The 22974-nt window shown below is 63.2% G+C and carries 26 protein-coding genes; 11 read left to right on the forward strand and 15 right to left on the reverse strand.

Annotated elements, in window-relative coordinates:
- Positions 1–63: 63 nt before the first annotated feature.
- Positions 64–495 (reverse strand): SRPBCC family protein, encoded by a 432-nt coding sequence (locus tag MTX19_RS21340; protein WP_280979170.1) that lies wholly within the window; start codon positions 493–495, stop codon positions 64–66.
- 299 nt (positions 496–794) lie between these two features.
- On the opposite strand from MTX19_RS21340, the gene MTX19_RS21345 reads away from it, so the two are divergent.
- Positions 795–1964 (forward strand): saccharopine dehydrogenase NADP-binding domain-containing protein, encoded by a 1170-nt coding sequence (locus MTX19_RS21345; RefSeq protein WP_280979171.1) that lies wholly within the window; start codon positions 795–797, stop codon positions 1962–1964.
- Positions 1965–2079: 115 nt separating this feature from the next.
- Here MTX19_RS21345 and MTX19_RS21350 read toward each other — a convergent pair whose 3' ends face one another.
- From MTX19_RS21350 to MTX19_RS21365, 4 genes are all read right to left on the reverse strand, one after another.
- Entirely contained in the window at positions 2080–2817 is a 738-nt protein-coding gene (locus MTX19_RS21350; protein ID WP_280985453.1) for a carbohydrate ABC transporter permease, read from the reverse strand.
- An 86-nt stretch (positions 2818–2903) separates the two neighbouring features.
- Positions 2904–3839, reverse strand: coding sequence for a sugar ABC transporter permease (locus MTX19_RS21355; protein ID WP_280985454.1), 936 nt, complete (start codon positions 3837–3839; stop codon positions 2904–2906).
- A 196-nt stretch (positions 3840–4035) separates the two neighbouring features.
- Positions 4036–5454 (reverse strand): extracellular solute-binding protein, encoded by a 1419-nt coding sequence (locus tag MTX19_RS21360; RefSeq protein WP_280971848.1) that lies wholly within the window; start codon positions 5452–5454, stop codon positions 4036–4038.
- A gap of 55 nt (positions 5455–5509) precedes the next feature.
- A complete protein-coding gene (locus MTX19_RS21365) occupies positions 5510–6622 on the reverse strand; it encodes an ABC transporter ATP-binding protein (RefSeq protein ID WP_280985455.1) in 1113 nt (370 codons plus the stop codon).
- Positions 6623–7205: 583 nt separating this feature from the next.
- On the opposite strand from MTX19_RS21365, the gene MTX19_RS21370 reads away from it, so the two are divergent.
- The gene (locus MTX19_RS21370; RefSeq protein WP_280979174.1) at positions 7206–8195 is read left to right on the forward strand and encodes an LLM class flavin-dependent oxidoreductase; all 990 of its coding nucleotides are present in this window, start codon (positions 7206–7208) and stop codon (positions 8193–8195) included.
- 242 nt (positions 8196–8437) lie between these two features.
- Here MTX19_RS21370 and panD read toward each other — a convergent pair whose 3' ends face one another.
- From panD to MTX19_RS21395, 5 genes are all read right to left on the reverse strand, one after another.
- The gene (panD, locus tag MTX19_RS21375) at positions 8438–8827 is read right to left on the reverse strand and encodes an aspartate 1-decarboxylase (protein ID WP_280979175.1); all 390 of its coding nucleotides are present in this window, start codon (positions 8825–8827) and stop codon (positions 8438–8440) included.
- A gap of 596 nt (positions 8828–9423) precedes the next feature.
- Positions 9424–10707, reverse strand: a complete 1284-nt coding sequence (locus tag MTX19_RS21380) for a cystathionine gamma-synthase family protein (RefSeq protein ID WP_280985456.1) — start codon at positions 10705–10707, stop codon at positions 9424–9426.
- Between the two features lie 296 nt (positions 10708–11003).
- Positions 11004–11738, reverse strand: a complete 735-nt coding sequence (locus MTX19_RS21385) for an ROK family protein (protein WP_280979176.1) — start codon at positions 11736–11738, stop codon at positions 11004–11006.
- Between the two features lie 124 nt (positions 11739–11862).
- On the reverse strand, positions 11863–12123 hold the full coding sequence (locus MTX19_RS21390) for a PepSY domain-containing protein (RefSeq protein WP_280979177.1): 261 nt from the start codon (positions 12121–12123) through the stop codon (positions 11863–11865).
- 704 nt (positions 12124–12827) lie between these two features.
- Entirely contained in the window at positions 12828–13499 is a 672-nt protein-coding gene (locus MTX19_RS21395) for an FMN-binding negative transcriptional regulator (RefSeq protein WP_280985457.1), read from the reverse strand.
- A 692-nt stretch (positions 13500–14191) separates the two neighbouring features.
- Between MTX19_RS21395 and MTX19_RS21400 the strand changes: the two genes are divergently transcribed.
- Complete coding sequence (locus MTX19_RS21400) at positions 14192–14365, forward strand: hypothetical protein (protein ID WP_280971857.1); 174 nt, start codon at positions 14192–14194, stop codon at positions 14363–14365.
- A 134-nt stretch (positions 14366–14499) separates the two neighbouring features.
- On the opposite strand, the gene MTX19_RS21405 is transcribed toward MTX19_RS21400, so the two are convergent.
- Positions 14500–14775 (reverse strand): hypothetical protein, encoded by a 276-nt coding sequence (locus tag MTX19_RS21405; RefSeq protein ID WP_280979178.1) that lies wholly within the window; start codon positions 14773–14775, stop codon positions 14500–14502.
- A gap of 94 nt (positions 14776–14869) precedes the next feature.
- On the opposite strand from MTX19_RS21405, the gene pdxY reads away from it, so the two are divergent.
- The 5 genes from pdxY (at position 14870) to MTX19_RS21430 (ending at position 17292) form a co-directional block, all read left to right on the forward strand.
- On the forward strand, positions 14870–15727 hold the full coding sequence (gene pdxY, locus MTX19_RS21410; RefSeq protein ID WP_280979179.1) for a pyridoxal kinase PdxY: 858 nt from the start codon (positions 14870–14872) through the stop codon (positions 15725–15727).
- Positions 15728–15778: 51 nt separating this feature from the next.
- Positions 15779–16123, forward strand: coding sequence for a tRNA-binding protein (locus MTX19_RS21415; protein ID WP_280979180.1), 345 nt, complete (start codon positions 15779–15781; stop codon positions 16121–16123).
- Between the two features lie 139 nt (positions 16124–16262).
- On the forward strand, positions 16263–16493 hold the full coding sequence (locus MTX19_RS21420) for a hypothetical protein (RefSeq protein ID WP_280971861.1): 231 nt from the start codon (positions 16263–16265) through the stop codon (positions 16491–16493).
- An 11-nt stretch (positions 16494–16504) separates the two neighbouring features.
- Complete coding sequence (locus MTX19_RS21425; protein ID WP_280979181.1) at positions 16505–16651, forward strand: hypothetical protein; 147 nt, start codon at positions 16505–16507, stop codon at positions 16649–16651.
- 404 nt (positions 16652–17055) lie between these two features.
- Positions 17056–17292 carry a hypothetical protein gene (locus MTX19_RS21430; RefSeq protein ID WP_280971863.1) on the forward strand — a complete coding sequence of 79 codons (237 nt, stop codon included), beginning with the start codon at positions 17056–17058 and terminating at the stop codon, positions 17290–17292.
- A gap of 517 nt (positions 17293–17809) precedes the next feature.
- On the opposite strand, the gene MTX19_RS21435 is transcribed toward MTX19_RS21430, so the two are convergent.
- Positions 17810–17995 (reverse strand): hypothetical protein, encoded by a 186-nt coding sequence (locus MTX19_RS21435; RefSeq protein WP_280984851.1) that lies wholly within the window; start codon positions 17993–17995, stop codon positions 17810–17812.
- Positions 17996–18185: 190 nt separating this feature from the next.
- On the opposite strand from MTX19_RS21435, the gene MTX19_RS21440 reads away from it, so the two are divergent.
- Positions 18186–18914, forward strand: a complete 729-nt coding sequence (locus tag MTX19_RS21440; RefSeq protein WP_280979182.1) for a class I SAM-dependent methyltransferase — start codon at positions 18186–18188, stop codon at positions 18912–18914.
- 42 nt (positions 18915–18956) lie between these two features.
- On the opposite strand, the gene MTX19_RS21445 is transcribed toward MTX19_RS21440, so the two are convergent.
- Both MTX19_RS21445 and MTX19_RS21450 read right to left on the reverse strand, forming a co-directional pair.
- Complete coding sequence (locus MTX19_RS21445; RefSeq protein ID WP_280971867.1) at positions 18957–19136, reverse strand: hypothetical protein; 180 nt, start codon at positions 19134–19136, stop codon at positions 18957–18959.
- 472 nt (positions 19137–19608) lie between these two features.
- Complete coding sequence (locus MTX19_RS21450) at positions 19609–20085, reverse strand: septal ring lytic transglycosylase RlpA family protein (RefSeq protein WP_280979183.1); 477 nt, start codon at positions 20083–20085, stop codon at positions 19609–19611.
- A 542-nt stretch (positions 20086–20627) separates the two neighbouring features.
- On the opposite strand from MTX19_RS21450, the gene MTX19_RS21455 reads away from it, so the two are divergent.
- Positions 20628–21668 (forward strand): hypothetical protein, encoded by a 1041-nt coding sequence (locus MTX19_RS21455; RefSeq protein WP_280985458.1) that lies wholly within the window; start codon positions 20628–20630, stop codon positions 21666–21668.
- 118 nt (positions 21669–21786) lie between these two features.
- Here MTX19_RS21455 and MTX19_RS21460 read toward each other — a convergent pair whose 3' ends face one another.
- The gene (locus MTX19_RS21460; protein ID WP_348638196.1) at positions 21787–22410 is read right to left on the reverse strand and encodes a L,D-transpeptidase; all 624 of its coding nucleotides are present in this window, start codon (positions 22408–22410) and stop codon (positions 21787–21789) included.
- 170 nt (positions 22411–22580) lie between these two features.
- Here MTX19_RS21460 and MTX19_RS21465 point away from each other — a divergent pair, with 170 nt between their 5' ends.
- Complete coding sequence (locus MTX19_RS21465) at positions 22581–22964, forward strand: hypothetical protein (protein WP_280971871.1); 384 nt, start codon at positions 22581–22583, stop codon at positions 22962–22964.
- Positions 22965–22974 lie beyond the last annotated feature (10 nt).

A 22974-nucleotide genomic window follows, 5' to 3' on the forward strand; every position in this document is an offset into this window, starting at 1 on the left:
GTATCCACGCCCATAGAGGCACGGCACCACGGTCGGTTCGAAACACGACGTCCCGTTTTACGGTTACGCGCCCCGCTCGAGCAACTCCTTCAGCTTTTGCTCGTTTCTCGGCAGCTGCCTTCGCACTTGCCGAACGATGAACGGAGCCAGCACCCTGGCGATCCCGTGGGCTTCTATTTCGAGGGCGATCGTTACGCGCGACCGCTCGCCGTCATCGAGTGGCTCAACTGTGCCTTTGGCAATCGCTGTGAGCGGGCCGCCAACACCGCGCACCGTCCACGTCCTCGGAGGATTAAGTTCGGTTATCTCCTCCGTCCTCTGCAACTTCCGCGGACCGACCCGCCGGGTCACCACGGCTTTCAATGGGGCGTCACCTTCCCGGCGCGCCGACACGACGCCCCCCTGCCATTCGGGGAAATGCGAAAAGTCCGTCGCGTATAGAAAGACGTCGTCGGGGCGACGGGATATCTCAATGCTTTCTACGATCGTTGCCATCTGTTCCTCCTTTGCTCCGATCTCCTGTGGATGTCGCCGGGCCGAGGCGCTGAGCATCCGTCGCCGCGGGCCGCCAGGTCGAGCTGGCGGAGGCGCGCCGGGGTCAGGCAAGGATGTCGTACTCGTCTGGGCCGATGGGCTCATCTCCCTTTCGCTCGTGCTCTGGCCCTTCGCATCGTACTCCCCCAATCACCTGCCGGACAGCCGGACACCTCTGGCGAAAGTGGCCGCGAAGCGTACAGTGCGATTGCACACGGATCCGAAGATAGCTCTCCCGGGTCTCAAGGAGGACCAACGTCGTGAAGCGGGACTTCGACCTCATCATCTATGGCGCGACGGGTTACACCGGCCGTCTCATCGCCGAATACCTGGCGACGTCCTATCGCGGCGACGATGCTCCGTCCTGGGCGATCGCGGGACGCTCGACCGATAAGCTCCGGAAGGTGCAAGTTGACATCGGCGCACCAGACGATTTGCCTTTGGTTAAGGCGGATGCGGCCGAGCCGGCCAGCCTGCGTTCGATGTGCGAGCGCGCGACCGTGATCATCACGACGGTCGGGCCTTATCAGCTCCACGGTGCCGAGCTTGTGGCGGCCTGCGCGGCCACTGGCACGGCCTATGTTGATCTGTGCGGCGAACCGGCCTGGATGCGGCGCATCATCGACGCCCATCACGAAGAGGCGAAACGGACTGGCGCGCGCATCGTCTTTTCCTGCGGCTTCGATTCCATCCCGTTCGATCTCGGTGTGCTCACGTTGCAGGAGAAGGCGCGTGAGAAATTCGGACGCCCGGCACGCCGGGTCAGGGCCCGGCTGCGCAAGGTGAAAGGCGGCATGTCTGGCGGCACCGCGGCGAGCGCCCAGGCGACGTTGGCCGCCGCCGCGCGCGACCCGGCCCTGATCCGGCTGCTGACCGATCCCTTCGCGTTGACGCCGGGGTTCACCGGGCCGTCTCAGCCGTCGGGCCTCCTCCCCGAATACGACCCGAGCATGAACGCGTGGCTCGTGCCGTTCCCAATGGCGCCGATCAACACCAAGAACGTGCACCGCACGAATTTCCTGTTGGGTCATCCCTATGGCACGGACTTCGTTTACGACGAGATGATGGTGGCGCCGGGATTTGGGGAAATCGCTCGCGTGACGACGGAGACGTTCGCCACGATGGTGTCCTTGTTCGGGACTGGCGGTCTCAAACCTGGCGCAGGCCCGACTCGGGAAGAGCGCGAGAAGGGCTTCTACGACATTCTCTTCCTGGGCGAGCTGCCGGATGGCCGACGGGTCGAGGCGGTAGTCACGGGCGACCGCGATCCGGGCTACGGCTCGACCAGCAAGATGATCGCCGAGAGCGCTCTCTGCCTCGTGCGCGACGTGCAGGGCGAAGGCGGCACCTGGACGCCGGGCGCGCTGATGGGTCCGGCGTTGCGCAAGCGTCTGAAGGAGCGCGCCGGCCTCACCTTCGGCGCGCGTTGAGGTAGCGCTCGGAACTGCAGCGGCGTGCTGGATTGCGTGAATCGTAACCGCCGAAAGCGCGGCTTGACGAGCGCGAGCCTCAAAGCCGGTTCAATGGTCGCGTCTATTGGCATGCTTATCGGAGTGTGCCAAAGGACAGGCCACGCACAAGGTATTTCTGCAACGCGAAAGCGAGGGCTACGACCGGCAACGCACCGAGCATTGCAATCGCGGCGATGTCGCCCCACAGGACGTCGTGCCCCTCCATCAGCACCGGCAGAATGAACGGCAAGGTCGTCACGTCCGCGCGGGTCAGGATGACCGCGAAGAAGAATTCATTCCAGGAAAAGATGAAGGCGAGCATGGCGACCGCGAGGATCGCCGGGCGCGCCAGCGGCACGCAAATTTCCCAGAAGGCACGCCAGCGCGTCGCGCCGTTGACCAGAGCCGACTCCTCCATGTCGCGCGGAATCTCTTCGAAAAAGCTCCTGAGCACCCATGAGATGAAGGGGATGTTGAAGACTGTATATTGCAGGATCAGCGCGGTATAGCTGTCAAGCAGGCCAAGGGCCGACCAGAAAAGGTACATCGGAATCGCCACCGCCACGGGCGGCATGAAGAGAATGCTGAGCACCATGAAGGAGAGATTATCGCCGCCCGTTCGGTAGCGACCGATCGCGTAGGCAGCCGGCACGCCCAATAAGAGCGACAGGACGGTGGACAGCGACGCGACGATCAGGCTATCGCTCAGGCCTTTCAACCCGCCCCATTTGAACAAGGCGTCGGTGAAATTCGCCCAGTGCAGCTCGGACGGGATAAAGATCGGTGGCGAATTAAGCCATTCGCCCGGTGGCTTGATTGCGGTGATCAGCATCCAGGCGACCGGCGCGAGAAAGATGAAAAGTGCGGCCGCAAGCGCAAGGCCGCAGAGAAAGTCCGACAGCTTGAGGCCCTGGCGCTTCATGCCGCAGCCTCCCGACCTCCAAGGCTCGAGCGCCGCGTGAGCGCGATGAGAGCCTTGGCCAGGATGCTGACGATGATCAGCTGCAGGATAGCCAGAGCCGAGGCGTAACCGAGATTGAAATAGCGAAAGCCCTGAATGTAGGTGAAGAAGGCGAGGTTCTCAGTGACCGTGCCTGGCCCGCCGGCGGTCAGCACGTAGATGATGTCGAAGAGTTTGAAGGTCATCAGAATACGCAGGATCAACGCGATGCCGATCACCGGGCGCAGCAGCGGCAGATAGATGCGCCAGACGATTTGCCAGCCGGTCGATCCGTCCATGCGCGCCGCTTCGACCAAAGCGTCCGGCAGAGAACGGAGTCCCGCGAACAGCAGCAGCGTCATAAACGGCGTCCATTGCCAGAAATCAACGAAGATTAGGGCCGGCAAGGCAAGCGAAGGATCGGCCGTCCAGGTCGGCTGGCCGAGATGCAGCAGGCCAAGCACGTAATTGACTGGTCCGAACTGATAGTTGAACAGTTGCGTCCATTGGAACGCGGCGACGGAGCTCGAGATGATCGTCGGGATGAGCAGCAACGTCGCGATCATATTTTGATAGCGCCGCAAGCGATTGACCAGAAGCGCGAGCGCCATGCCGACGGGGAATTGCAGAAAGATCACGCCTGCCAGGAACCAGAGTGTGACGTGCAGACTGCTCCAAAACAGCGGATCGCCAAAGATGCGAAGATAATTACTGAGCCCGATCCAGCGATGCGCGCCCGGAATCAGCATCTGGTAATTCCTCAGCGACACGGAGAGCGCATAGAACAGCGGAAAGATGCTGTTTGCCGCCAGCATCGCCAGGGTCGGCGCCAGCATCAACCAGCCGAGACGCTGTGCGCTGTCGGCGCTGTGGCGAGGCTTCGACAAGAGGGCGATGGGAGCTGGTCTGTTCATGGCACTGTAGCGACGGGCGTGCGGCACAAAAGTATGAGCTTGCCGGCCTCCTGATGCATCGATCGGTCTGCAGATGGCATTCGGTTGAAGCGCCCACCGTCATTGCGAGTGGAGCGAAGCAATCCGGCAAGTAGATCGCCTCACGGATTGCTTCGCCGCCCTGGCAATTGACGATCGTCGGTCCGAAGCCATCCTGCTAATAGTTCAAGCCCACTTCCTTAAACGACTTCACCCAGGCCGCATAAGCGGCCTTCTGCGCGTCAGGATCCTCGGCCTGGGTGATGCTCTTCCACTCGTTTGCCGCCGCGTCGAGCGCGGCCTTGGGAGCAAGCGAGCCGGCCAGCGCTTGACTGACATAGAGGTCGAGGATGTCGAGATAGCGCGGCGCGCCGGGGATGCTGAGTTCGGGATAGCCGTCCTTTAGCCCCTCGCCCATCGCCTCGACATAAGATTTGGCGGAAGCGGCGTCGAGTGCCGGCTTGCCCTCGTGGTTCTTCATCGCAGCTTCGGGCTTCAGAGAGGATTTGCGATAGGGATCCTCGCCGCATTCCGAATCGTAGATATAGGTCACACCCACGTCGGGAAGCTGCATATGAGCCGCGACCTTGTAGGCGTTCTCGGGATTCTTGGAGAAGGCCGAAACCGCCATCACGCGGCTGTACGGCATGTAGGTGCGCGATGGGCAGGCAGCGTAGCCTCCCTTCCCTACAACCTTGCTCATCTTCGGATCGCCGACCTTCAGCGCAAGATCGTCCCATTGCACCACCATGGCGGTCGAGCCGTTGAGGAAGGCTTCGTTGAGCCCCGGGTAGTCGATCTGAAGAATGTTGGGCGGTGCATATTGCTTCTGCTTGACCAGCATCTCCAAAGCCTTGACGCCAACGTCGCTGTTGATGCCGGGCTTCATGTCATCGGTGAACCAATGACCGCCGAGGCCGGCGAATATGTTGATGAACCAGGCATAGCAGAAGCCGCGTTGCGCGTAGAACGCGGTCCCGTACAGTTTCGGCGGCCGGGTGAAGAATTCGGCGATCTGCATGAACTGATCCCAGTTCTTCGCCGGCGCGAGGTCCCAGCCGTATTTCGCCTTGAAGTTCTTCTTTTCCTCGGCATTGTCGAACAGATCGGTGCGGTAGGTCACCTGCAGCATGTCGCCGTCGTACATCAGGGCGTAGAGCTTGCCGTTCCGCTTGATCACGGGATCGCGATAGACCGGTAGATAGTCGTCAAGCTGCGGATCGATGATTTTCGTATATTGATCGAGGTCGCGCAGGAAGCCGAGCGCGACGAAATCGCCGAGAAAATACGGTGGAAAGACCAGGAGGTCGTAGGCCGCGGATCGCGCCGTCAGTTCGGAGACCAGCTTTTCGTATTGACCGACGAAGGGAAGGCCAATCAACTTCAGATCGAGGCCGAACTGTCTCTTGATGGCGTCGGCCTGCCACCGGAACGGATTCTGGTTTTGCCCGGCGTCAATCTCGACATTGACCGTCGTGGCGGCCATCGCGACGCGCGGCAGCATTGCGCCGCCGAGCAGCGCTGCACCGCCGCCCAGAATTCCGCGGCGGCTAAGCCATCCGCGCCGGAACGAGACTTGGCTGGAATTGCCGATCATGTCCGTTTCCTCCCTCTGAGTTCAGGTTCTTGAAATCGGCGGACGATGTGGCCGATCAGCCCGCGACCGCCGCTTCCGGTTTTGCAGCTGCCGCTGGACCAGAAATCCGCTCGCCGTCGGGGCCAAACACATGCAATTGGTCGGGTGGAACGGCGAGCCACACCGACCGCCCGACCTCGAGCCGGACGCGAGAGTCGAGCGAGACGTGAATTGGGGTGCCGCCGAGGCGCAGCACCGAGATGGCCCTTTCGCCTTGAAACTGGGTGGTCTCTACCTTCGCCAAACACGCGTCTGCGACGGCACGACGATGAACCGTCACTGCTTCCGGCCTGAAGCCCACAGTTATTTCGCCGCTTTGGGCGCTCAGCGCTTCGATTGCATCGGGGCGCGCGGGCAATGAAAAGCCGTCGCCCTCGAGCGCGCCGTTCCTGTGTCGGCAGGGCAGCAAATTCATGCGCAATTGGCCGATGAAGCCCGCCACGAAGGAATTGGCCGGATTGAGATAGAGCTCTTCAGGCCTGCCCAATTGCTGCAACACGCCCTTGTGCAAAACGGCGATGCGGTCTGCGATCGCCAGCGCGTCAAGCTGATCGTGGGTGACCATGATCATGGTTGCGCCGAGCTCACGCTGCAACCGGCGCAGTTCAGTTCGCACCGACTCCCGCAAGCTGGCGTCGAGATTGCTGATCGGCTCGTCGAGCAGATAGAGGCTTGGCTTCTGAACGATGGCGCGACCGATCGCCACGCGTTGCTGCTCGCCGCCGCTGATCTGCTGAATGCGGCGGTCGAGCAGATGCTCGACGCGCAACAGGCGAGTGACCTCGTCTACGCGCGCGGCAACTTCGTCCTTGCCGACATGGCGCACGCGCAGCGGATAAGCGAGATTTTCGCGCACCGACAGGTGCGGGTAGAGGGCGTAGCCCTGGAACATCATGCCGATATGCCGATCGCGCGGCGACAGACGGGAGACTTCGCGGCTGCCTATGAAAATGTCGCCGTCGTCCAACTCTTCCAGCCCCGCGATCATGCGCAATAGAGTGGTCTTGCCGCTGCCCGACGGCCCGAGCAGACAGAGCAATTCGCCGTCGGTCACGTCGAGGCTGAACCCGTCGAACAGCGGCGTCGCGCCGAAGCGTTTAGCGAGATTGCGCAGCGAGACATTGGCCAAGAACCGCGCCTCCTACCCTTTTTGGCGGACAACCTTCACGCGGCCGTCTCTCGGGCGACGCCTAGTCTGGAACCACGAAGATTTTAGCCCGATTTCTATTCGTTTCCAGCTTAATCGGCTGCTGCGTTGCGGGATAGCTCTGCACGAGATGCTTTTATCAAAACGTTGCTGCGTGAGTTCCGCTCAACAATGCCTCCGCAGCGTCCGCTTGGCACTGCAGCGATTGTAACACGCGGAGCGGGGGATGAGTCGCCTTACTTAAGACCCACCCAATCAATCAAACATCGAGCTCTCCATCGCCAAAACCATCTATAATTGCAATCTATGTGTGACGCCCTTCTCGAGCAAACGTAATGCCGAAGACCGGCTGAAAGGCTCATCCGCCATTCTTCGCCTCAGTTGGCGGGTACGCTTCGCTAACGCGGCCTACTCGCTTGTGCGGTTCGGCAGATTGACCCGCATGGCGACAATATCCATATGGGGCAAGCGATCCGGCTGAAGCCCGCCGTTTCGCACCAACCTGGACGCAGCCGAGTACCGCTGGCCGCCTCCTTCACGCACCTTCTTTCGTTCAGGAGCTCCCGTGGCGGCACTGTCTATTCTTGATCTCGTCCGCGTCACCCAGGATACCGATGCGCGGGGCGCGCTCTACAATGCGCGCGATGTCGCTGTCCATGCCGAGGCCTGGGGCTATCGCCGCATCTGGGTGGCGGAGCATCACAACATGGCCGGCATCGCGAGCGCCGCGACGTCGGTCGTGATCGGTCATATCGCGGCGGGAACGAAGACCATCCGCGTCGGCGCCGGCGGCATCATGCTGCCCAACCACGCGCCTTACGTCATTGCCGAGCAGTTCGGCACGCTGGCGCGACTGTTTCCTGATCGTATCGACCTTGGCCTCGGCCGCGCGCCGGGCACGGATCAGCTCACGCTGCGCGCCCTGCGCCGCACGCCTGAAGCCGCCGAGAATTTTCCGCAGGACGTGCTCGAGGTGCAGGCCTTCCTGGCTGAAGCCGGCCCAAACCAGCGCATCCAGGCCGTGCCGGCCGCAGGGACGAACGTGCCGCTGTGGATTCTCGGATCGAGCAATTTTGGCGCGATGCTGGCTGCCGAGCTCGGGCTTCCCTACGCCTTCGCCTCGCATTTCGCGCCTGAACTCCTGCTCCAGGCGCTGCATATCTACCGCACCCGCTTCAAGCCGTCCGAGCAGCTCGACCGCCCCACCACCATGGTCGGCGTCAACATCATCGCCGCCGAGACGGACGCCGAAGCGCGCCGCCTGGCAACGACGCAGCAGATGTCGTTCACGAACATCTTCCGCGGCGCGCGCGGCCTCAGCCAGCCGCCGATCGACGACATCGAGACCTACTGGTCGCCGTCGGAGAAAGTCCAGGCGATGCGGATGCTCGAACGCTCCATCATTGGCTCGCCCGACACGGTTCGTGCCGGCATCGATGCGCTCGTTGCGGAGACCGGCGCCGACGAGCTGATGATCGTGTCCGACGTCTACGATCACGCAAAACGGCTGCGATCCTTCGAGCTGATCGCCAAAGCCGCCGGGATCATGCCCTAACCATTTTGGCCGGACACGTAGCCCGGATGGGAGCAGCGATATCCGGCCCCCGCATATCGCTCCGCTCATGCGGGCTACCCGTCACGGCTCTGTTCTCCATCCGACTCCATTTTGTTCGCAAAGAACGAATCGGAATCACGCAAATCGGTGCGAGAGAAATCCTAACAATCCGTTTTCCATTCGGATGCCCAGCATGCGCGCTAAGCTACTGCGGACGCAGTCGTACAACCGCCCTACTTGGCTTACGCGTCCGCCAAAGCTTTCGCGGATGACGCAGCAGCCTTCGCGACATGCCGGTTCTTCTCATCGACCATCACGATCCGCGGCTGAAATTTGCGCGCCTCGTCGGCGTCGAAGCTGGCGTAGGCGACGATGATAACCTTGTCGCCTGTCATTGCGAGCCGCGCGGCCGCGCCGTTGAGGCCGATGGTGCCGGATCCCGCGGGCGCCTCGATCACGTAGGTCGAGAAGCGCGCACCGGTGTCGATGTTGTAGATGTCGACGCGTTCGTTGATGAGGAAGCCGGCGGCCTCGATCAAATTGCGGTCGATCGAAATCGATCCTTCGTAATGCAAGTCCGCTTCGGTGACATGCGCGCGATGAATCTTGCCCTTCATCAAAGTCACTTGCATCGAGGCCATCCCGTATCGTTGCGTCGGAATTTTCCGCGCCGCCAATAATGGCGCAGCGCCTCTCCGTCAATGTTCTCCGGGCGCGCGCTCGCTTCGAGCCGTTCCCTGCCTCGATGGATTTGTTCTGAAATCGCCGATCACTTTGGTCTGGAATCGCTCCGCGTCACATGAATCCGAGAATGGATGTCCTGCGACGAAGCCTTTCCGGAGCAGGTTATTATTTGTGCCCGTCGGCGACAGATTACGCGTAGCCCGCATGAGCGGAGCGATATGCGGGTCGTGCCAACTCTGATCTAGCCCCCGCATATCGCTCCGCTCATGCGGGCTACTCGGTAGAGTGAGACGAAATCAGGTCGTATAGCAACGGCGAAGGGACTACTCCCCCTCTCCCGTTTCTTACGGGGAGAGGGTTGGGGTGAGGGCTGTCTCCACGTAAACGGCGATAGATGCGCCTGCGGAAACTCCGCCTCACCCGGATCGCATCCTGCGATGCGACATAGCCGAAGCTTTGCTTCGGCGTCCCTTCGTGACGGCCGCCGGAGGCGGCCTATGCCTCTTCCCGCAGGTGGGGCGAGGTGAAGGAATTCTCCTGTCGCTCACACCCCACCCAACGCCTGCGCCATGTCGGCCACCAGATCCGACGGATGCTCGATCCCGATCGACAGGCGGATCGTGGAGTCCAGCACCCCGATCCGCTTGCGGATATCAGCAGGCACGCCGGAGTGGGTCATCGTGGCCGGCAGGCTCGCAAGCGACTCGGTGCCGCCGAGGCTCACCGCGAGCTTGAAGATCTGCAGTGAGTTAAGGAATTTTTCCGCGGCGGCCTGGCCCCCGACGATGTCGAAGGAGAAGGTCGAGCCGGCGCCGCTGCATTGGCTGGCGAACACGCGGCCCGCAGGCGACGCCGCGTCGTGGTGGCCGAGATAATGCACCTTCGCCACTCTCGGATGGTCGCGCAGATAATCGGCGACGATATGCGCATTGCGGTCGGCCTTTTCCATCCGCAAGACGAGCGTTTCCAGCGAACGGCTGATCATCCAGCAGGTATGCGGATCGAGCTGCGTACCGATCGCGCCGCGCAGCGCCTTGACGTCCTTCATCAGCTTCTTCGAGCCGAGTGCCGCGCCCGCGATCAGGTCGGAATGGCCGCCGACATACTTGGTGAGCGAGTACAGCGACAGATCGGCGCCATGCTCGATCGGCCGCTGGAACACCGGCCCGAGCAGCGTGTTGTCGCAGGCGATCACAGGCGTATGCCCCTGCGTCTTGCCGATCATATCAGCCACGCGCCTGGTGAGCGCGATATCGACCAGACCGTTGGTCGGATTGGCCGGCGTCTCGATGAAGATCATCGCGACGCGTCCCTTTTGCATCGCCTCCTCCGCCGCCGCGCGCACGACGCTCTCGTCGATGCCGTCGGCAAAGCCCACCGCGGCAATCGAGAGTCCCGCGAGCGTTTTGGCGAACAGCGTCTCCGTGCCGCCATAGAGCGGCTGCGAATGCAGGATCACGTCGCCCGGCCGCGCGAAGGCGAGCACGGTGGTGGAGATCGCCGACATGCCAGACGAGAACAGCGCGCAGCTCTCGGTGCGCTCATAGATCGCGAGCCGGTCCTCGACGATCTCGCTGTTCGGGTGATTGAAGCGCGAATAGACCAGTCCCGCTCCCATCCCTTCCGGCGGCTCGCGCCGGCCGGCGACGAAGTCGAAGAAGTCCTTGCCGTCCTCGGCGGTCCTGAACACGAAGGTCGAGGTCAGGAACACCGGCGGCTTGACCGCGCCCTCCGACAGTTGCGGATCGTAGCCGTAGTTCAGCATCTGGGTTTCCGGATGCAGCACGTGATTGCCAATATGGGTCTTCGACGGAAACGGTTTCACCACGGCCTGTCTCCTTGTCCTTGAGGGGGCGTCGAACTGGCGGCGACTCCAAGATTTTGCCGAAGCATACTCCAGCTTGGGCCCGTTCGGGCAAAGCCGGACGACGCCTTCAGTCACTACTAGGTGCTTTCGGTGCAGGGTCGTGGCGTCTGCGTTCCACACCACGCCTGTGCTCAGGGACGGTGGCGAACGACGTCAGCGCGAGCGCTTCGGCAGTTTCGGCAGCTTGTCGAGGTTGAAAGCGGCCCGCTTGGGGCGGGCGCGGTGATCACAGCCGCCTCATGATGGGTACGCCAGCCCTAATGCGCAGTTAATCTAAGCTTGGCGCGCCTGATTCCAGATTTGGCTGAGTCCTTGCCCCACAGCCGAAAACCGCCTTCGAACGCATTGGCATTGTCGCCGAACCGCACCTTTCGCGGCAGGTTGTCGATCTTGTCAGCGTTGCCGCCGCCGAGCACGACATAGTCGGGCTGCAGCGCGGCAAACAGTCGCTCCAGCACGTCGTCGACCGCCTTGCGCCACTTCCTCTTGCCGCGACGTTTCAGGCCCGCGGCGCCGACGTAGTCTTCGAATGTCTTCCCCTTGCGATACGGCAGGTGACCGATCTCCATCGGCTCCAGAACGCCGTCGACGATCATCGCGGAGCCGAGGCCGGAGCCGAGGCCGAGGAACAGCATGCGGCCGCCGCGGTAGCTGCCGATCGCCTGCATCAGCGCATCGTTGACGACCTTGGTCGGATGGCCGAACGCCTTGCGGAAGTTGAAGCCGGCCCATCCGCGGCCGAGATTGTGCGGCTCCGCCAGCGCCCGGTCGTGGACGACAGGCCCGGGATATCCGATCGAGATGACATCGTAGGACCAATCCTTCGTCAGCGCCTTGACCTGGCGCACCATCGCCTTGGCGGACAGATCGGGACCCGACTTGAACTCGCGCTTGATGCGCTCCTTGTCGGTCATGACCTTGACGTGCGATCCGCCGATGTCGATCGCCAGAACCGTCGGCCGCGATGTCCGCTTTGCGGTTGTCTTCGCCATGAATGGATTAACGCCGCCAGGGGGAGCACGTCACGGATGCGCTCCCCCGACACGGCAAATAGAGCGCCGATGTTCCGTCTAGGCCGGATCAGATCATTCGGCGCTGTGAAGGTGCCGACGCCGATTACCAGCCACGTTCCACGTTGCGTATCGCGCCGGTTCGCGAGTCGACATAGACCTCCATCCAGTGGCCGAGACGGTCGCGGCCTTGGACCTGCCACTCGTCGCCGAGGAACTCGGTGTTGGACACCGTCATGATGCCGACACCGGTTGCGACGTCGAGCGCGGCCTCCATCGACATCTGGTCACCGGAATCATAGGCCATCGCAGGCGTCGCTGCGCCAAGCGCCAGTGCTGCGACAATGGGAAGGATGACGTTTCGCATGGCTCTTTCTCCTCTCGAATGGTTGCGCCGCATAGAACGGGCGGCGATGCGATCAGTTCCGATTATGGAGATCACGAAACCGCACGAACCTTGCGATGTTCCGGCGATTTGACGGCAGTTCCGTGCGTAATCGATGCCGCCGTTTTGTTCCCGATCCGACTCCATTTTGTTCGCAAGGAACGAATCGGAATCCCACAAATCAGCGCGGAGCAACTCTTAACAAGAGGTTTGTTGCGGCGCGCATGTCGTCCGGCATCAATGCAATTCATGAGGCGTTATGGACGTCGTGAAGCATGTTGTCGTTCGGCTCATTCAGAAGATCCAGCTACGCTACTCGACACATCGCAGCTTTGTTCGCGATCCGACTCCACTTTGTTCGCAAAGAACGAATCAGAATCGTGCAAATCGGCGCGAAGCAATCCTTAACAACAAGTTCGCGCAAAGCTCGATGCTGATGCACATTGCAGGGCGGATCAGTCTTACTGCGTCATAAATGCTGTATCTCCTCATCCTGAGGAGACCGCGAAGCGGGCGTCTCGAAGGATGTAGGCCACAGATGGGGCCTCATGGTTCGCCTCGCGATGCGGAGCATCGTCCAGAGACGCGCGTTCCGCGCTCCTCACCATGAGGGTTGCGACGTTTGTGACGCAGTAGGATTAGCGCGAGCGTAATCCGCCATCTCTCCACCGCATGACGTCGGCGGGTTACGCTTCGCTAACCCGCCCTACGCGCTGCTCCGCAATCTCGTATTCGAGCTCCGGCCGCAGCGCTCGCATCTTGCCGGCGAGCCGCCGGCTCCCGCTCTCCTCCGCGCGCGCCAGCTGGTTGGCGACCGCGACGTGGTCCTCATCGCTCTTGTGCTGATTAAGCTTCGACTGGCCCTCGATCTCGTCGACGACGAGATCGATCACCCTGATCGCCGACAGCATCGTCTCGCGCTTGTTCGGCTCCATCTGCGCGAGGTCCCAGGGCTGCTTCGGCAGCCGCGCCTCGGAGACCGCAAGCAGCGCGTCCCCATGGCCGCGGTTTTCGCCGGGCCCGCGCAGATGTGCGACGCCGGAGAGATGCACCGCTTCATAGAGCCAGGTCGAGACATTGTCGCGCGAGGCATACCAGTCATTGGAGACATAGGCATCGTCGCCCGCGACGATCAGGAGGAATCGCCGCCTGCCGTCGGCGAGCTCGACCAGCGGATTCTTCGCCGTGAGATGGATCTGCACGATCGCGCGGCCGTCGCGCTGTTCGATCACGAATGGCACATGCGAGCCGCGCGGCCCGCGCCCGTCGGCGGCGACGATGACGCCGAAGCCGCGTTCTGCCGCGAATGCCAGCGCGCGCTGCTCCTCGATGCGGAATTGGGGACGCAGGATGTGCATGGCGTGAACTCGATCGGCTGGCGGATGGTCGGCGTCCGCAAGGCTAGCCTATTCTTATTTGCGGGTCACGGTTCGCGCTCGCTGTGAAGCGCGGCCGATGCGCCGCGCAAGTCAAATTCAGGCGCATCACCTGCGACAAATCAACCCGACGGGCAACTCGCTAGAATCGCGTCAAGCCCTCGCGGCAGAAGTATTTCTGTTTTTCAGAATCGCAACTCGGTGTATGAATGGCCCATCTCACCCGCTTGAGGGGCGCTTCGCGATCGTCACGAGTGTCGGGTCGAGATGCGGTGGACGCCGATTGCGCGACTGACGAGCACGCATGAGGCGGACGGTGAAGTCGTGCAGGCCTGACGCCCTAGTGGCAGGTGTCTCGTCAGCAAGAGGTTATGCCTCTGCTGAAGACGGTGACAACAAAGCCCAGTCTCGCCGGGGAGAGCACGTATAAGCCGTAAACCATCGCGCAGGGAAAGCCGGAGTGTTTCCGGTTTCACCTGTGGTCCTACCCCTGTGCTTTCTCATTGCACAGGGCCCATGGGTGCGATCGGCACCCGGCTTTCCCTGCGCCCTCTTCTCATCTAGGCGGGCGAAATTGCGACAAAGCTCGGGCACGTGGTGCCGCGAGAATGCGGACTCGCGTCCCGAGATATCACGGGTTACGCTGTAGCCATGCCAAGCACAGGAATGCCAGCATGAACGGCAACCGGTATTACGGCGTTCGCGTCGAGGGCGCCAAATACGGCGTAGGGTTCGGCTCGGCGCTGGCGATCGCAATCTCCTACACCAACAACCACTCAATCCTGTGGGCGATCATCCACGGCATCCTGGGCTGGCTCTACGTCATCTACGTGGCCCTGTTCAAGTGAGCCGGCCTGAACGACAAAAAGCCTGCGACGATGTCGCAGGCTCCTTGCGAACTGGAGCGAGACACGCATTCCCGGTTCCGGGCGCGGTGCGGCTGGCGCAGCGCGCGACGCTCGACCAGCGATTGCAGTGCCGCTCAGCGGACCGTGCGACCGATGGTTTCGCTCCGGCCTGCCGCGGCCCTGATTTGGTGTCGCGGCGCCAGGACACCAAGCTGATGCGGCGTGAGCGAATTTGCGACGGACGGCTGTTCCTGGACATCTGCGGCGCCCAGCACCTGAAGCTGGACGGCCGAGATCGGCAGGCCCGCCTTTTCATAGGTCGGCAGTTCTGCCGCGGTGGCGGCGGTGGCAGCCGTCATCGCGAGCACGGCGGCCACGGCAGCGGACAGAGACATTTTCTTGTTCTTCACGGCAATTCTCCTCTAGGATCGAAATACGGAGCTAGTCATGCTTTGCTGCACCGCAATAGCTTTATAGTGCATCGCACAATCTTGTGAAGACCGCATGACAGTGATCTCCATCCAGTCCCAGGTCGCGTGGGGCCATGTCGGCAACAGCGCGGCCGCCTTCCCCATCCAGCTCCACGGCATAGACGTGATCGCGGTGCCGACCACGCTGCTCAGCAACCGGCCGGGTTATCCGACCATCCGCGGCCGGGTGCTCGACGTACAACTGGTCGCCGATCTCCTGCGCGGGATCGAGGAGCGCGGCGCCATCGACGGCGCGCAGATGATTCTGTCGGGCTATCTCGGCTCGGCCGACATTGCGCTGGAGGTCGCTGATTTCGTCGCACGCGCCAAGGAGAAGAACCCGGCGTTACGCTATTGCTGCGATCCCGTGCTCGGCGATCGCGACCGCGGCATGTTCGTGCGCACCGATATTCCGCCGCTGGTGCGCGACGAGCTCTGCCCGCTGGCCGACATCATCACGCCCAACCATTTCGAGTTCGAATTTCTGTGCGGCACGAAGGTCGGCACGACCGACGCGGTGATTACGCAGGCCCGCAATCTCATCGCACGCGGCCCGTCGACCATCGTCATCACCAGCGCCGAGCTCGCCGACACGCCCGGCGGCGAGATCGAGACGCTGGCGATCGAGCGCGCCGGCGCCTGGCGGGTGCGCACGCCGCGACTGCCGATCAGCCCGTCCGGCACTGGCGATCTGTTCGCCGCGCTGCTCGCGGCCGCGCGCGTGCGCGGATCGGCGATGCCTGACGCGCTCGGCCACGCCGCATCCGCGATCTACGCCGTGCTGGAGCGCACGGCGCTCAGAAAGACCGAGGAAATGCGCATCGTCGAGAGCGCCGAGCTGATGCTTCATCCGGCGCGCCGCTTCGCGGCCACCGCCGTCACCGCGCAATAGAGTTCGATGCGGACGGCTTCGGCGGCCGCTCGGGCAAGCCATGAGGACCGCATGTCTCCCCTGAAGCCACAAGCCACCTATGATGACTTCGCCCGCCTCGATATCCGCATCGGCAAGGTCGTCGAGGTGCAGCCGTTTCCGCGCGCGCGCAACCCGTCCTACAAGGTCGGCGTCGATGTCGGCGCCGAGCGGATCATGTGGTCGAGCGCGCAGATCACCAATTACACGCCCGCGGCGCTGGTCGGCTCGCTCGTCGTCTGCGTCTGCAATTTCGGGCCGAAGAACATCGCGGGCTTCACCTCGGAGCTCCTGATCCTCGGCGCGAAGGACGCCGCGGGCCAGGTGATCGTGCTCGGTCCGCGCAGCGAGGTCGCAATCGGTGAGCCGATCTTCTGACATCACGCAACGATCACGGCCGGTTGATTCAAATCGTCTGTTTTCCCCGTAATTCCCCGATGGGGGATCATCCGGATTCTCCGCAGCGATGCGCGCTGCTATCTCAGCGTGTGAGAAACGCTGCCACGGGAAGCAGAACATGTCAGCCGTCTTTTTCCACTGCTCCGACGACCAATACGTCCTGCTCGATCGCAACGGCGCCGCCATGGACCTTGCGGAGGCGCGCGACCATGCGGAGCGCATCGTGCGCAGCTACGTCATGACGCCGAGTGCGGAGGATTGGCGCAACTGGGTCCTGCACGTCACCGACGATCTCGGCGACGAGCTGTTCGAGCTGCCGTTCACCGCCGTGCTCGGCGAACTGCACTGAAGGAGGACGCGATGCCGCTGCGCCGCTGCCTCGCCGTGCTCGTGGCGCGCTGCCAGGAACTGATCGACAACGTCTGCCATCCCTATCGCCCCGAGCTGCACTACATGCGCGGACCCGGCCCGAAATGGCGCGCCCGGCATCAGGTGCTGCATGACTAGTCCGCGCATCGCGTGCATCGCCACACGAGAAAAGGCCGACGGGCGTTACGCCGCCGGCCTCCTCCTGCAGCTGCCGGCTCCCGGAGTCCGGTTCCGCTGCGATTCCGCTTGAGGACGAGCCTGCGCCTACAGATTTAATCAAATCTTAACAGCCCCGCGGTGAGCTGGATCACGCCGCGCCGGCGACGTGACACACGATGGATCGACCGAGCATCGCGCGCCACCTCTCCGGGCAACTACGGACTCCATCGCCGTGCTGCGCATCGCGTGCACATTTGGTCATCGCGCGTGATGTGTTGCACATCGTTTTTGGCCGATCGCTCGACGATTGTGCGTGATGCATCTTAGGGAACCACTCGACTCAGTGTTATCCTGTGGTGCATACCGAAACGGGGAACTTCGGCATGCCATACTACACATTCGATCTCGTGGTAGGAGAAGAGTTCCGCAACCAGGGAACCATCATCCTCGAAGATCTGGGCGTTGCCTCCGATCGCGCCGATCAGCTTGCGACCGAGCTGGCGCAGGTCAAGCCAGAGTTGAAGGCGCGCGGCTGTGCCGTCCGCGTCACCGATGTCGACCACCGCGAGCTCTATCGCACGCCGCTCGATCCCGTGCCGCAATGGCGTAGGGCGAGCTAGCGTCGACGGCTCCAGGTCTCAGGTGATCGCGCCCGTCACCGCGCGGTCTTGATCTTGCTGCGCGCGGCGACCGGATCGACTAGGCCGGGCAGGAAGCTGAAGTTGGCCGACGTCTTGTTGTCGACCAGCGTCGCGAAGTTGTGACAGCTCACGCAGGAGCCCGGCCCGGCAGGCTTGGATCGCTGGCTGTGTGTAGTTCTGGATGTAGGTCTCGAGCGTCCGGTTCGAGAGCATGCCGGGCACCTTGCCGTCAGGCACCCGATGCCGTGAACTCGACCCTTTCGGATTGTTCTTGATGAAGTTGAACTGACCGTTGCGCGTGGTCAGCGTTTGCGGCGGCGCCGGGCCTCGTTTCTAGGTCTAGGCGTGCTGTGAAGTCGCGTTGTTCGGTGGAGTGCGCTATCGCGGAAGACGTCGTGCGCCGCGGTCGCGCGCAGCAGTGCTGGGGAAGTCAAAGACGAATGATCCAGCGGACGCGCCGCTGGATCATATGATTGATCGTCGTCTTGTCTGGTCGTCAGCTTTGATGCGGCCCGCGCATCATCTTCATTGCGTCCTCGACGTTACGCCACTCCCGGGCCTCTTCCATCTCGCCCTTGCTCTCACACGCCACAGCATTCTGCGCGGCCTGGGCGATCGCCTGCAAACCGTGCTTCTGGAGCATCTGCCGCGCGATGGTGTGGATTTGCGTTTGGGCTATCATAACGCTCTCCTCGATTGTCCGATGCCGCAGCGCAGATTTGGCCGAATATCCCGCGGCACTGACATCAAAACCGCCGAACGCGAGGTCTGGTTCCACAGGACGCGAGCCCGGTGCCGAGCAATCATCAGTTCCCACGCCCCGGTTCGGCAGTTACAGAGAGATGACTTCGTTTCCACGAGCTGCAGCAATCATGGCGCAGAATATTTATGACGATCCCGGTTTCTTCGCCGGCTACAGCCAATTGCCGCGACAGGTTCGCGGTCTTGTCGGCGCGCCTGAATGGCCCACCATCCGTGCCATGCTACCTGATGTCTCGGGCAAGCGCGTCGTCGACCTCGGTTGCGGCTTCGGCTGGGCGGCGCGCTGGATGCGCGAGCAAGGCGCATCCGCTGTGCTCGGCCTCGATCTCTCGCAGAACATGATCGCGCGCGCGAGGACCATGACCGACGATCCGGCGATCACTTACGAGATCGCCGACCTTGAGACGCTCGAGCTGCCGCACGCGTCCTTCGATCTCGCCTACAGCGCCCTCGCCTTCCATTACATCAAGGATTTCGATCGCCTGATGCGCATGCTGCACCGCGCCCTGACGCCGGAGGCGTCGCTGGTCTTTACCATCGAACATCCTGCCTACATGGCGGCCGCCCATCCGCGCTGGTTGCTCGACGACGACGGCCGCAAGACTTGGCCAGTCAACCGCTACTTCATCGAAGGCGAACGCCGCACCGATTGGTACACCAAGGACGTGCTGAAATATCATCGTACGATCGGCACGACGCTCAGTACGCTGATCGGCGCCGGCTTCGCTCTCCGCCATGTCGAGGAGTTCTGCCCGACGCCGGAGCAGATCGCGGCAGTGCCTGAACTTGCTGAAGAGCTCGAGCGCCCGATGATGCTGCTGATCTCGGTGCAGCGCTAGAGCAGTGTTATCGCTAACCGGCGCTGCGATGCCTGCGCCGGTTCACGCGGCCAGCAGCTTGTCGAACTCGTCCGGCGCGTACGACTTCCCGTCCTTGTCGGTGATCACGACCCGCCATCCCTCGCTCGCCCAGATCCGCGCCTTGGCGACGATGAGCAAGGTGCTTTCCCGTTCAACCCTCACCGTCTCGTTGTCGCGTTCTGCGATCATCTTGTAGGCCAACGCTGAATCCCCTCATGACGCGCGCGCGATATCGACCACCAGTTGGCAGCGCCTTGGGGCCGCAATTCGCCCGGAGCGTGACAATTTGGGGGACGCCGCGCGCAGCACGGGCCGAGGTCGCAACGTGGGGTCGCGCCTACGCGATCTTTCCCATCAAGGTCGGCATCCTGAGCGCGCGAAGTCGACATTCACGCTGCGCAAGCGCCGCATCTGCGGGCCTTCGAATGCGCGATGCACGCAAAGAAAAACCCCGCCTTCGGCTGAGAAGGCGGGGATAAGGTTCATTGGGTAGAAATCCGCGCGTCTGTGAAATCAGAGGCGGGAAGTAGCGGCGACAATTTTATTTGTGCCGGTCGTGCGGACAACAGGATTAAAGCGCGCCCGATCCCGGGACTTTTTCCCGGTCACGCGGGCAAAAATCCCGGACCGCAAGCGCGCTCAGGTTGACGCTCACACGCCCGCATGCCGGCGCTCATTCCACCACGTCAAGCCTGACATTCGCGAGGCCCTTGCCGACCATGCCGAGCGATTGCGCGGCCGAGTAGGACACGTCGACGATGCGCCCAGGCACATAGGGTCCGCGGTCATTGACGCGCACGGTCACCGAGCGGCCGCTGTTGACGTCGGTGACGCGCAGCTTGGTGCCGAACGGCAATGTCGGATGCGCAGCGGTCAACTCGCTCCCGTCGAACTTTTCCCCGTTCGCGGTCTGCTGCGCCTCGCTGTAGAAGCTGGCAAGCCCTCGCGATGCAACCTTGCTATCGCCGGCCTTCTTGCGCGGTGCATAGGGCGCGTGCGTGCGCGCGACCCGCGTCCGCGCCGAAGATGGCGCGCTCCGTGTCGGCTCGGTCGACGCGGTCCGGCTCGCGAGCGCCTGCGAACGTTCGCTGACAACAGAAGATTGCGCGCAGGCCGCGAGCGACGCGGCGCCGATCACGACGGCGAACAAGCGGACTGCCTTTCGCGGATGAGCAGATGAGACCCAAGGCGCAGCGCCAAATGCGCCGCAGTTGACGTCGACGTTCGAAATCACAGCCCCGTCGCGTGACATATTGCATCCCCAACTCGCGCCCCCCAGCCCAAGCCGAAAATCCAACATGGGTCTATCAGCCGAATCCAATCGGGGCGGAACGGAGGCGGACGCGACGCGACGCGCCTTGCGGAGAGCGATTTCCGATTGGGTGTGCTGATTGGGCCACAACCTGTGCTGGTTATTGGCGCCGGCAATTCCCGAGGCGATGGGCCGGACACAGTGTGGGGACGCGAGGCGCTAGATGCCTGCCCGGACATCATTCGCCCGGAAACGCCGGCATCGGCGATGCTGCTCGCCCCAATTCGGGTTCCCGAAACACCCCAACCTCTCCACTCTCTCGCCTTGGTTTGGTCAAACCGGACTGGAGTGGTGCGGACAGGGCCAGGGGTCGACACAGGACGTGAATTCGCCGGCCGCCCATTTGCGGTTTGACCTTGGACTGATAGCGGGGACCGCCAATGCAACCGATACTTTCGAAAGACGCTGATCCGCACGACATTTTCGCGATCGAACCTGACTTCACGCCGCGCTCGGAGAGGACTGCGCCCGCGCTCGCCCCGGCAGGCACGGGATCGCCGGAGCATCGCGAGCCGCATTTCGGTCCGAGCGCCGCAGCGCACCCATCGGTGCCGCCAGCCGCGCCGGCGCCGCATGTGACGCCGATGTATCACGCCGCCGGAACAGGCGACATCAGGCTCAACCACGCCCCATTCGATTACACGCCGCCATCCAGCAACAAATGGGCGATCCGCCTTTTCTGGTTCCTGTTTGCCATCGCCACCGCGACCGGCGCCGCGGCCTGGCAACACTATGGTGATCGCGCCAAGCAGATGGTCGCGGAGTGGGCCCCGCAGGTCGAGATGCTGACGTCGCTGCTTCCTGGCAAGGCGGCGCCCGCGCCCGACCAGGCGGGCGCACCGGCCACCACCCAAACGGCCGCCGCCGATCAGCAGGCGGCCCAGGCAGCGCCGGCTGCTCCGCAACAGCAACCGGCCGCTCCGCAGCAAGACGTCGCTGCAACGGCGGCTCCCGCGCCTGCCGCGGCACCGGCCCCCGCCGCGCCGGCGGCCGCACCCGCTGCGCCGGCAGCGCCAGCCGCAGTCGCGGCTGCGCCGGACCAAACCCAGTTGCTGCAGTCGATGGCGCACGATCTCGCGTCGATGGGGCAGCAGATCGAGCAACTCAAGGCGAGCATCGACCAGCTCAAGGCGAGCCAGGATCAACTGTCCCAGCGGCTAGCGCGGACCAGGGCGGTTGAGCCGCGGCCCGCGGCGCGCGGGCGCGGCGCGACACAGCCGCACGCGGCCGTCGCACCACCACCGGTCCGCCGGCCGGCGCAGGCTTACATTCCGCCGCCGCCACCTGCGCCGCTGCCGCCGCCCACCGCACCCGCGCCGCAGACTATGGCGCCGCGGCCGATGCAGTCGGCGCAGCAGCCCGCCGTCGTCGACGCCGACGACGGTGGTCCGGTGGTTCGGCCGCCGATGCCGGTGCGTTGAGGCAGACAGAAAAGCGGACAAGCGTCCGCAAAAACATATGGCGGACGACGTAAGCGTCGCCCGCCACCTTCCGCAAATGAGGGCTGATTCCGCCTGCCCCTCGCCCGTTGACTGCGAACTAGACGCTCTGTCCCGGCGGCAGCACGACCACGGTCGCGCCCGGCTTGACCCGCTGGTAGAGATCAATCACGTCCGCATTGGTCATGCGAATGCAGCCGGACGAAATCGCCTGCCCGATATATTCGGGCTGGTTGGTGCCGTGGATGCGATAGAGCGTGTCCTTGTTGTCCTGGTAGAGATAGATGCCGCGTGCGCCGAGCGGATTGGCCGGTCCGCCGGGGACGCGCGCCGGATACGGCCCGAGCCGCGCCTGGATCTCCTTGGTCGGAACCCAGTCCGGCCATTCCGCCATGCGGCCGACGGTGGCGACCCCGGAGAAGGCCATCGCCTCCTCGCCGACGGCGACGCCGTAACGGATCGCCTTGCCTCCGGGCAGCACGTAGTAGAGGTAGCGCGCGTCAGTATCGACCAGGATCGTGCCCGGTTGCTCGCGGCGCGTATACTGGACGATGTGCCGCTGGAACTGCTCGGGGATGCTGGCCCGCGCATAAGGCGGATGCGCCAGCAACTGCCGATCACGCGGCGTCATCGCGGCGTCCGATACGGGCGCAAGCGTTGCTTGCATGCAACCGCCGAGCGCGAGCGATCCTCCAAGCACCACAGCAAGCCCCAACTTTGACACGATCATTCTCCCCTGCGACAACTTGTGCCACATGCGGCCGAAATCGTGCTGAAATCGTGGCAACGCTGCCTGGAACACATCCGTTTGATCGGTTCTTTCCGCAAGTGTGTCCTGGCGGTTGCAGTGAGTTCCCGCGGACGCTAGCCTTGTGGAAAAATCGGGAGGATTTGATGCGATATGCACTGATGTTCGCGGGCCTGATCGTGGCTGCAACGCCGGCCCAAGCCGCCGACCCGCGCGAGGCCTATGTCACGATGGTGCTGCAGGCCTTTGCCGCAAAGGTCGAATGCCCCGGCACCGATCTCGTCTACCAGGACCTCGTGCAGAAGGCGCAGGAGATGCACCTGCCCGACGGCACCACCGAACAGGTGCGCAAGGCGATCGCCTATCTGCACACCGGCGGCAAGATGGGCGAGAAGCAGTCCGATGCGCTGATGACCGAAGTCGCGATCGCAACGCAAACCACCGATCTCGACCAGCGCCGCCTCGGCATGACGACCTGGTGCCACGAGCAGAAGTCGCGGCTCGCGGGTTACATCAGGACCAAGGAGTAGGCGCTAAGCC

Origin of the sequence: Bradyrhizobium sp. ISRA464 (assembly GCF_029910095.1) — a bacterium.
Lineage (GTDB): Bacteria > Pseudomonadota > Alphaproteobacteria > Rhizobiales > Xanthobacteraceae > Bradyrhizobium.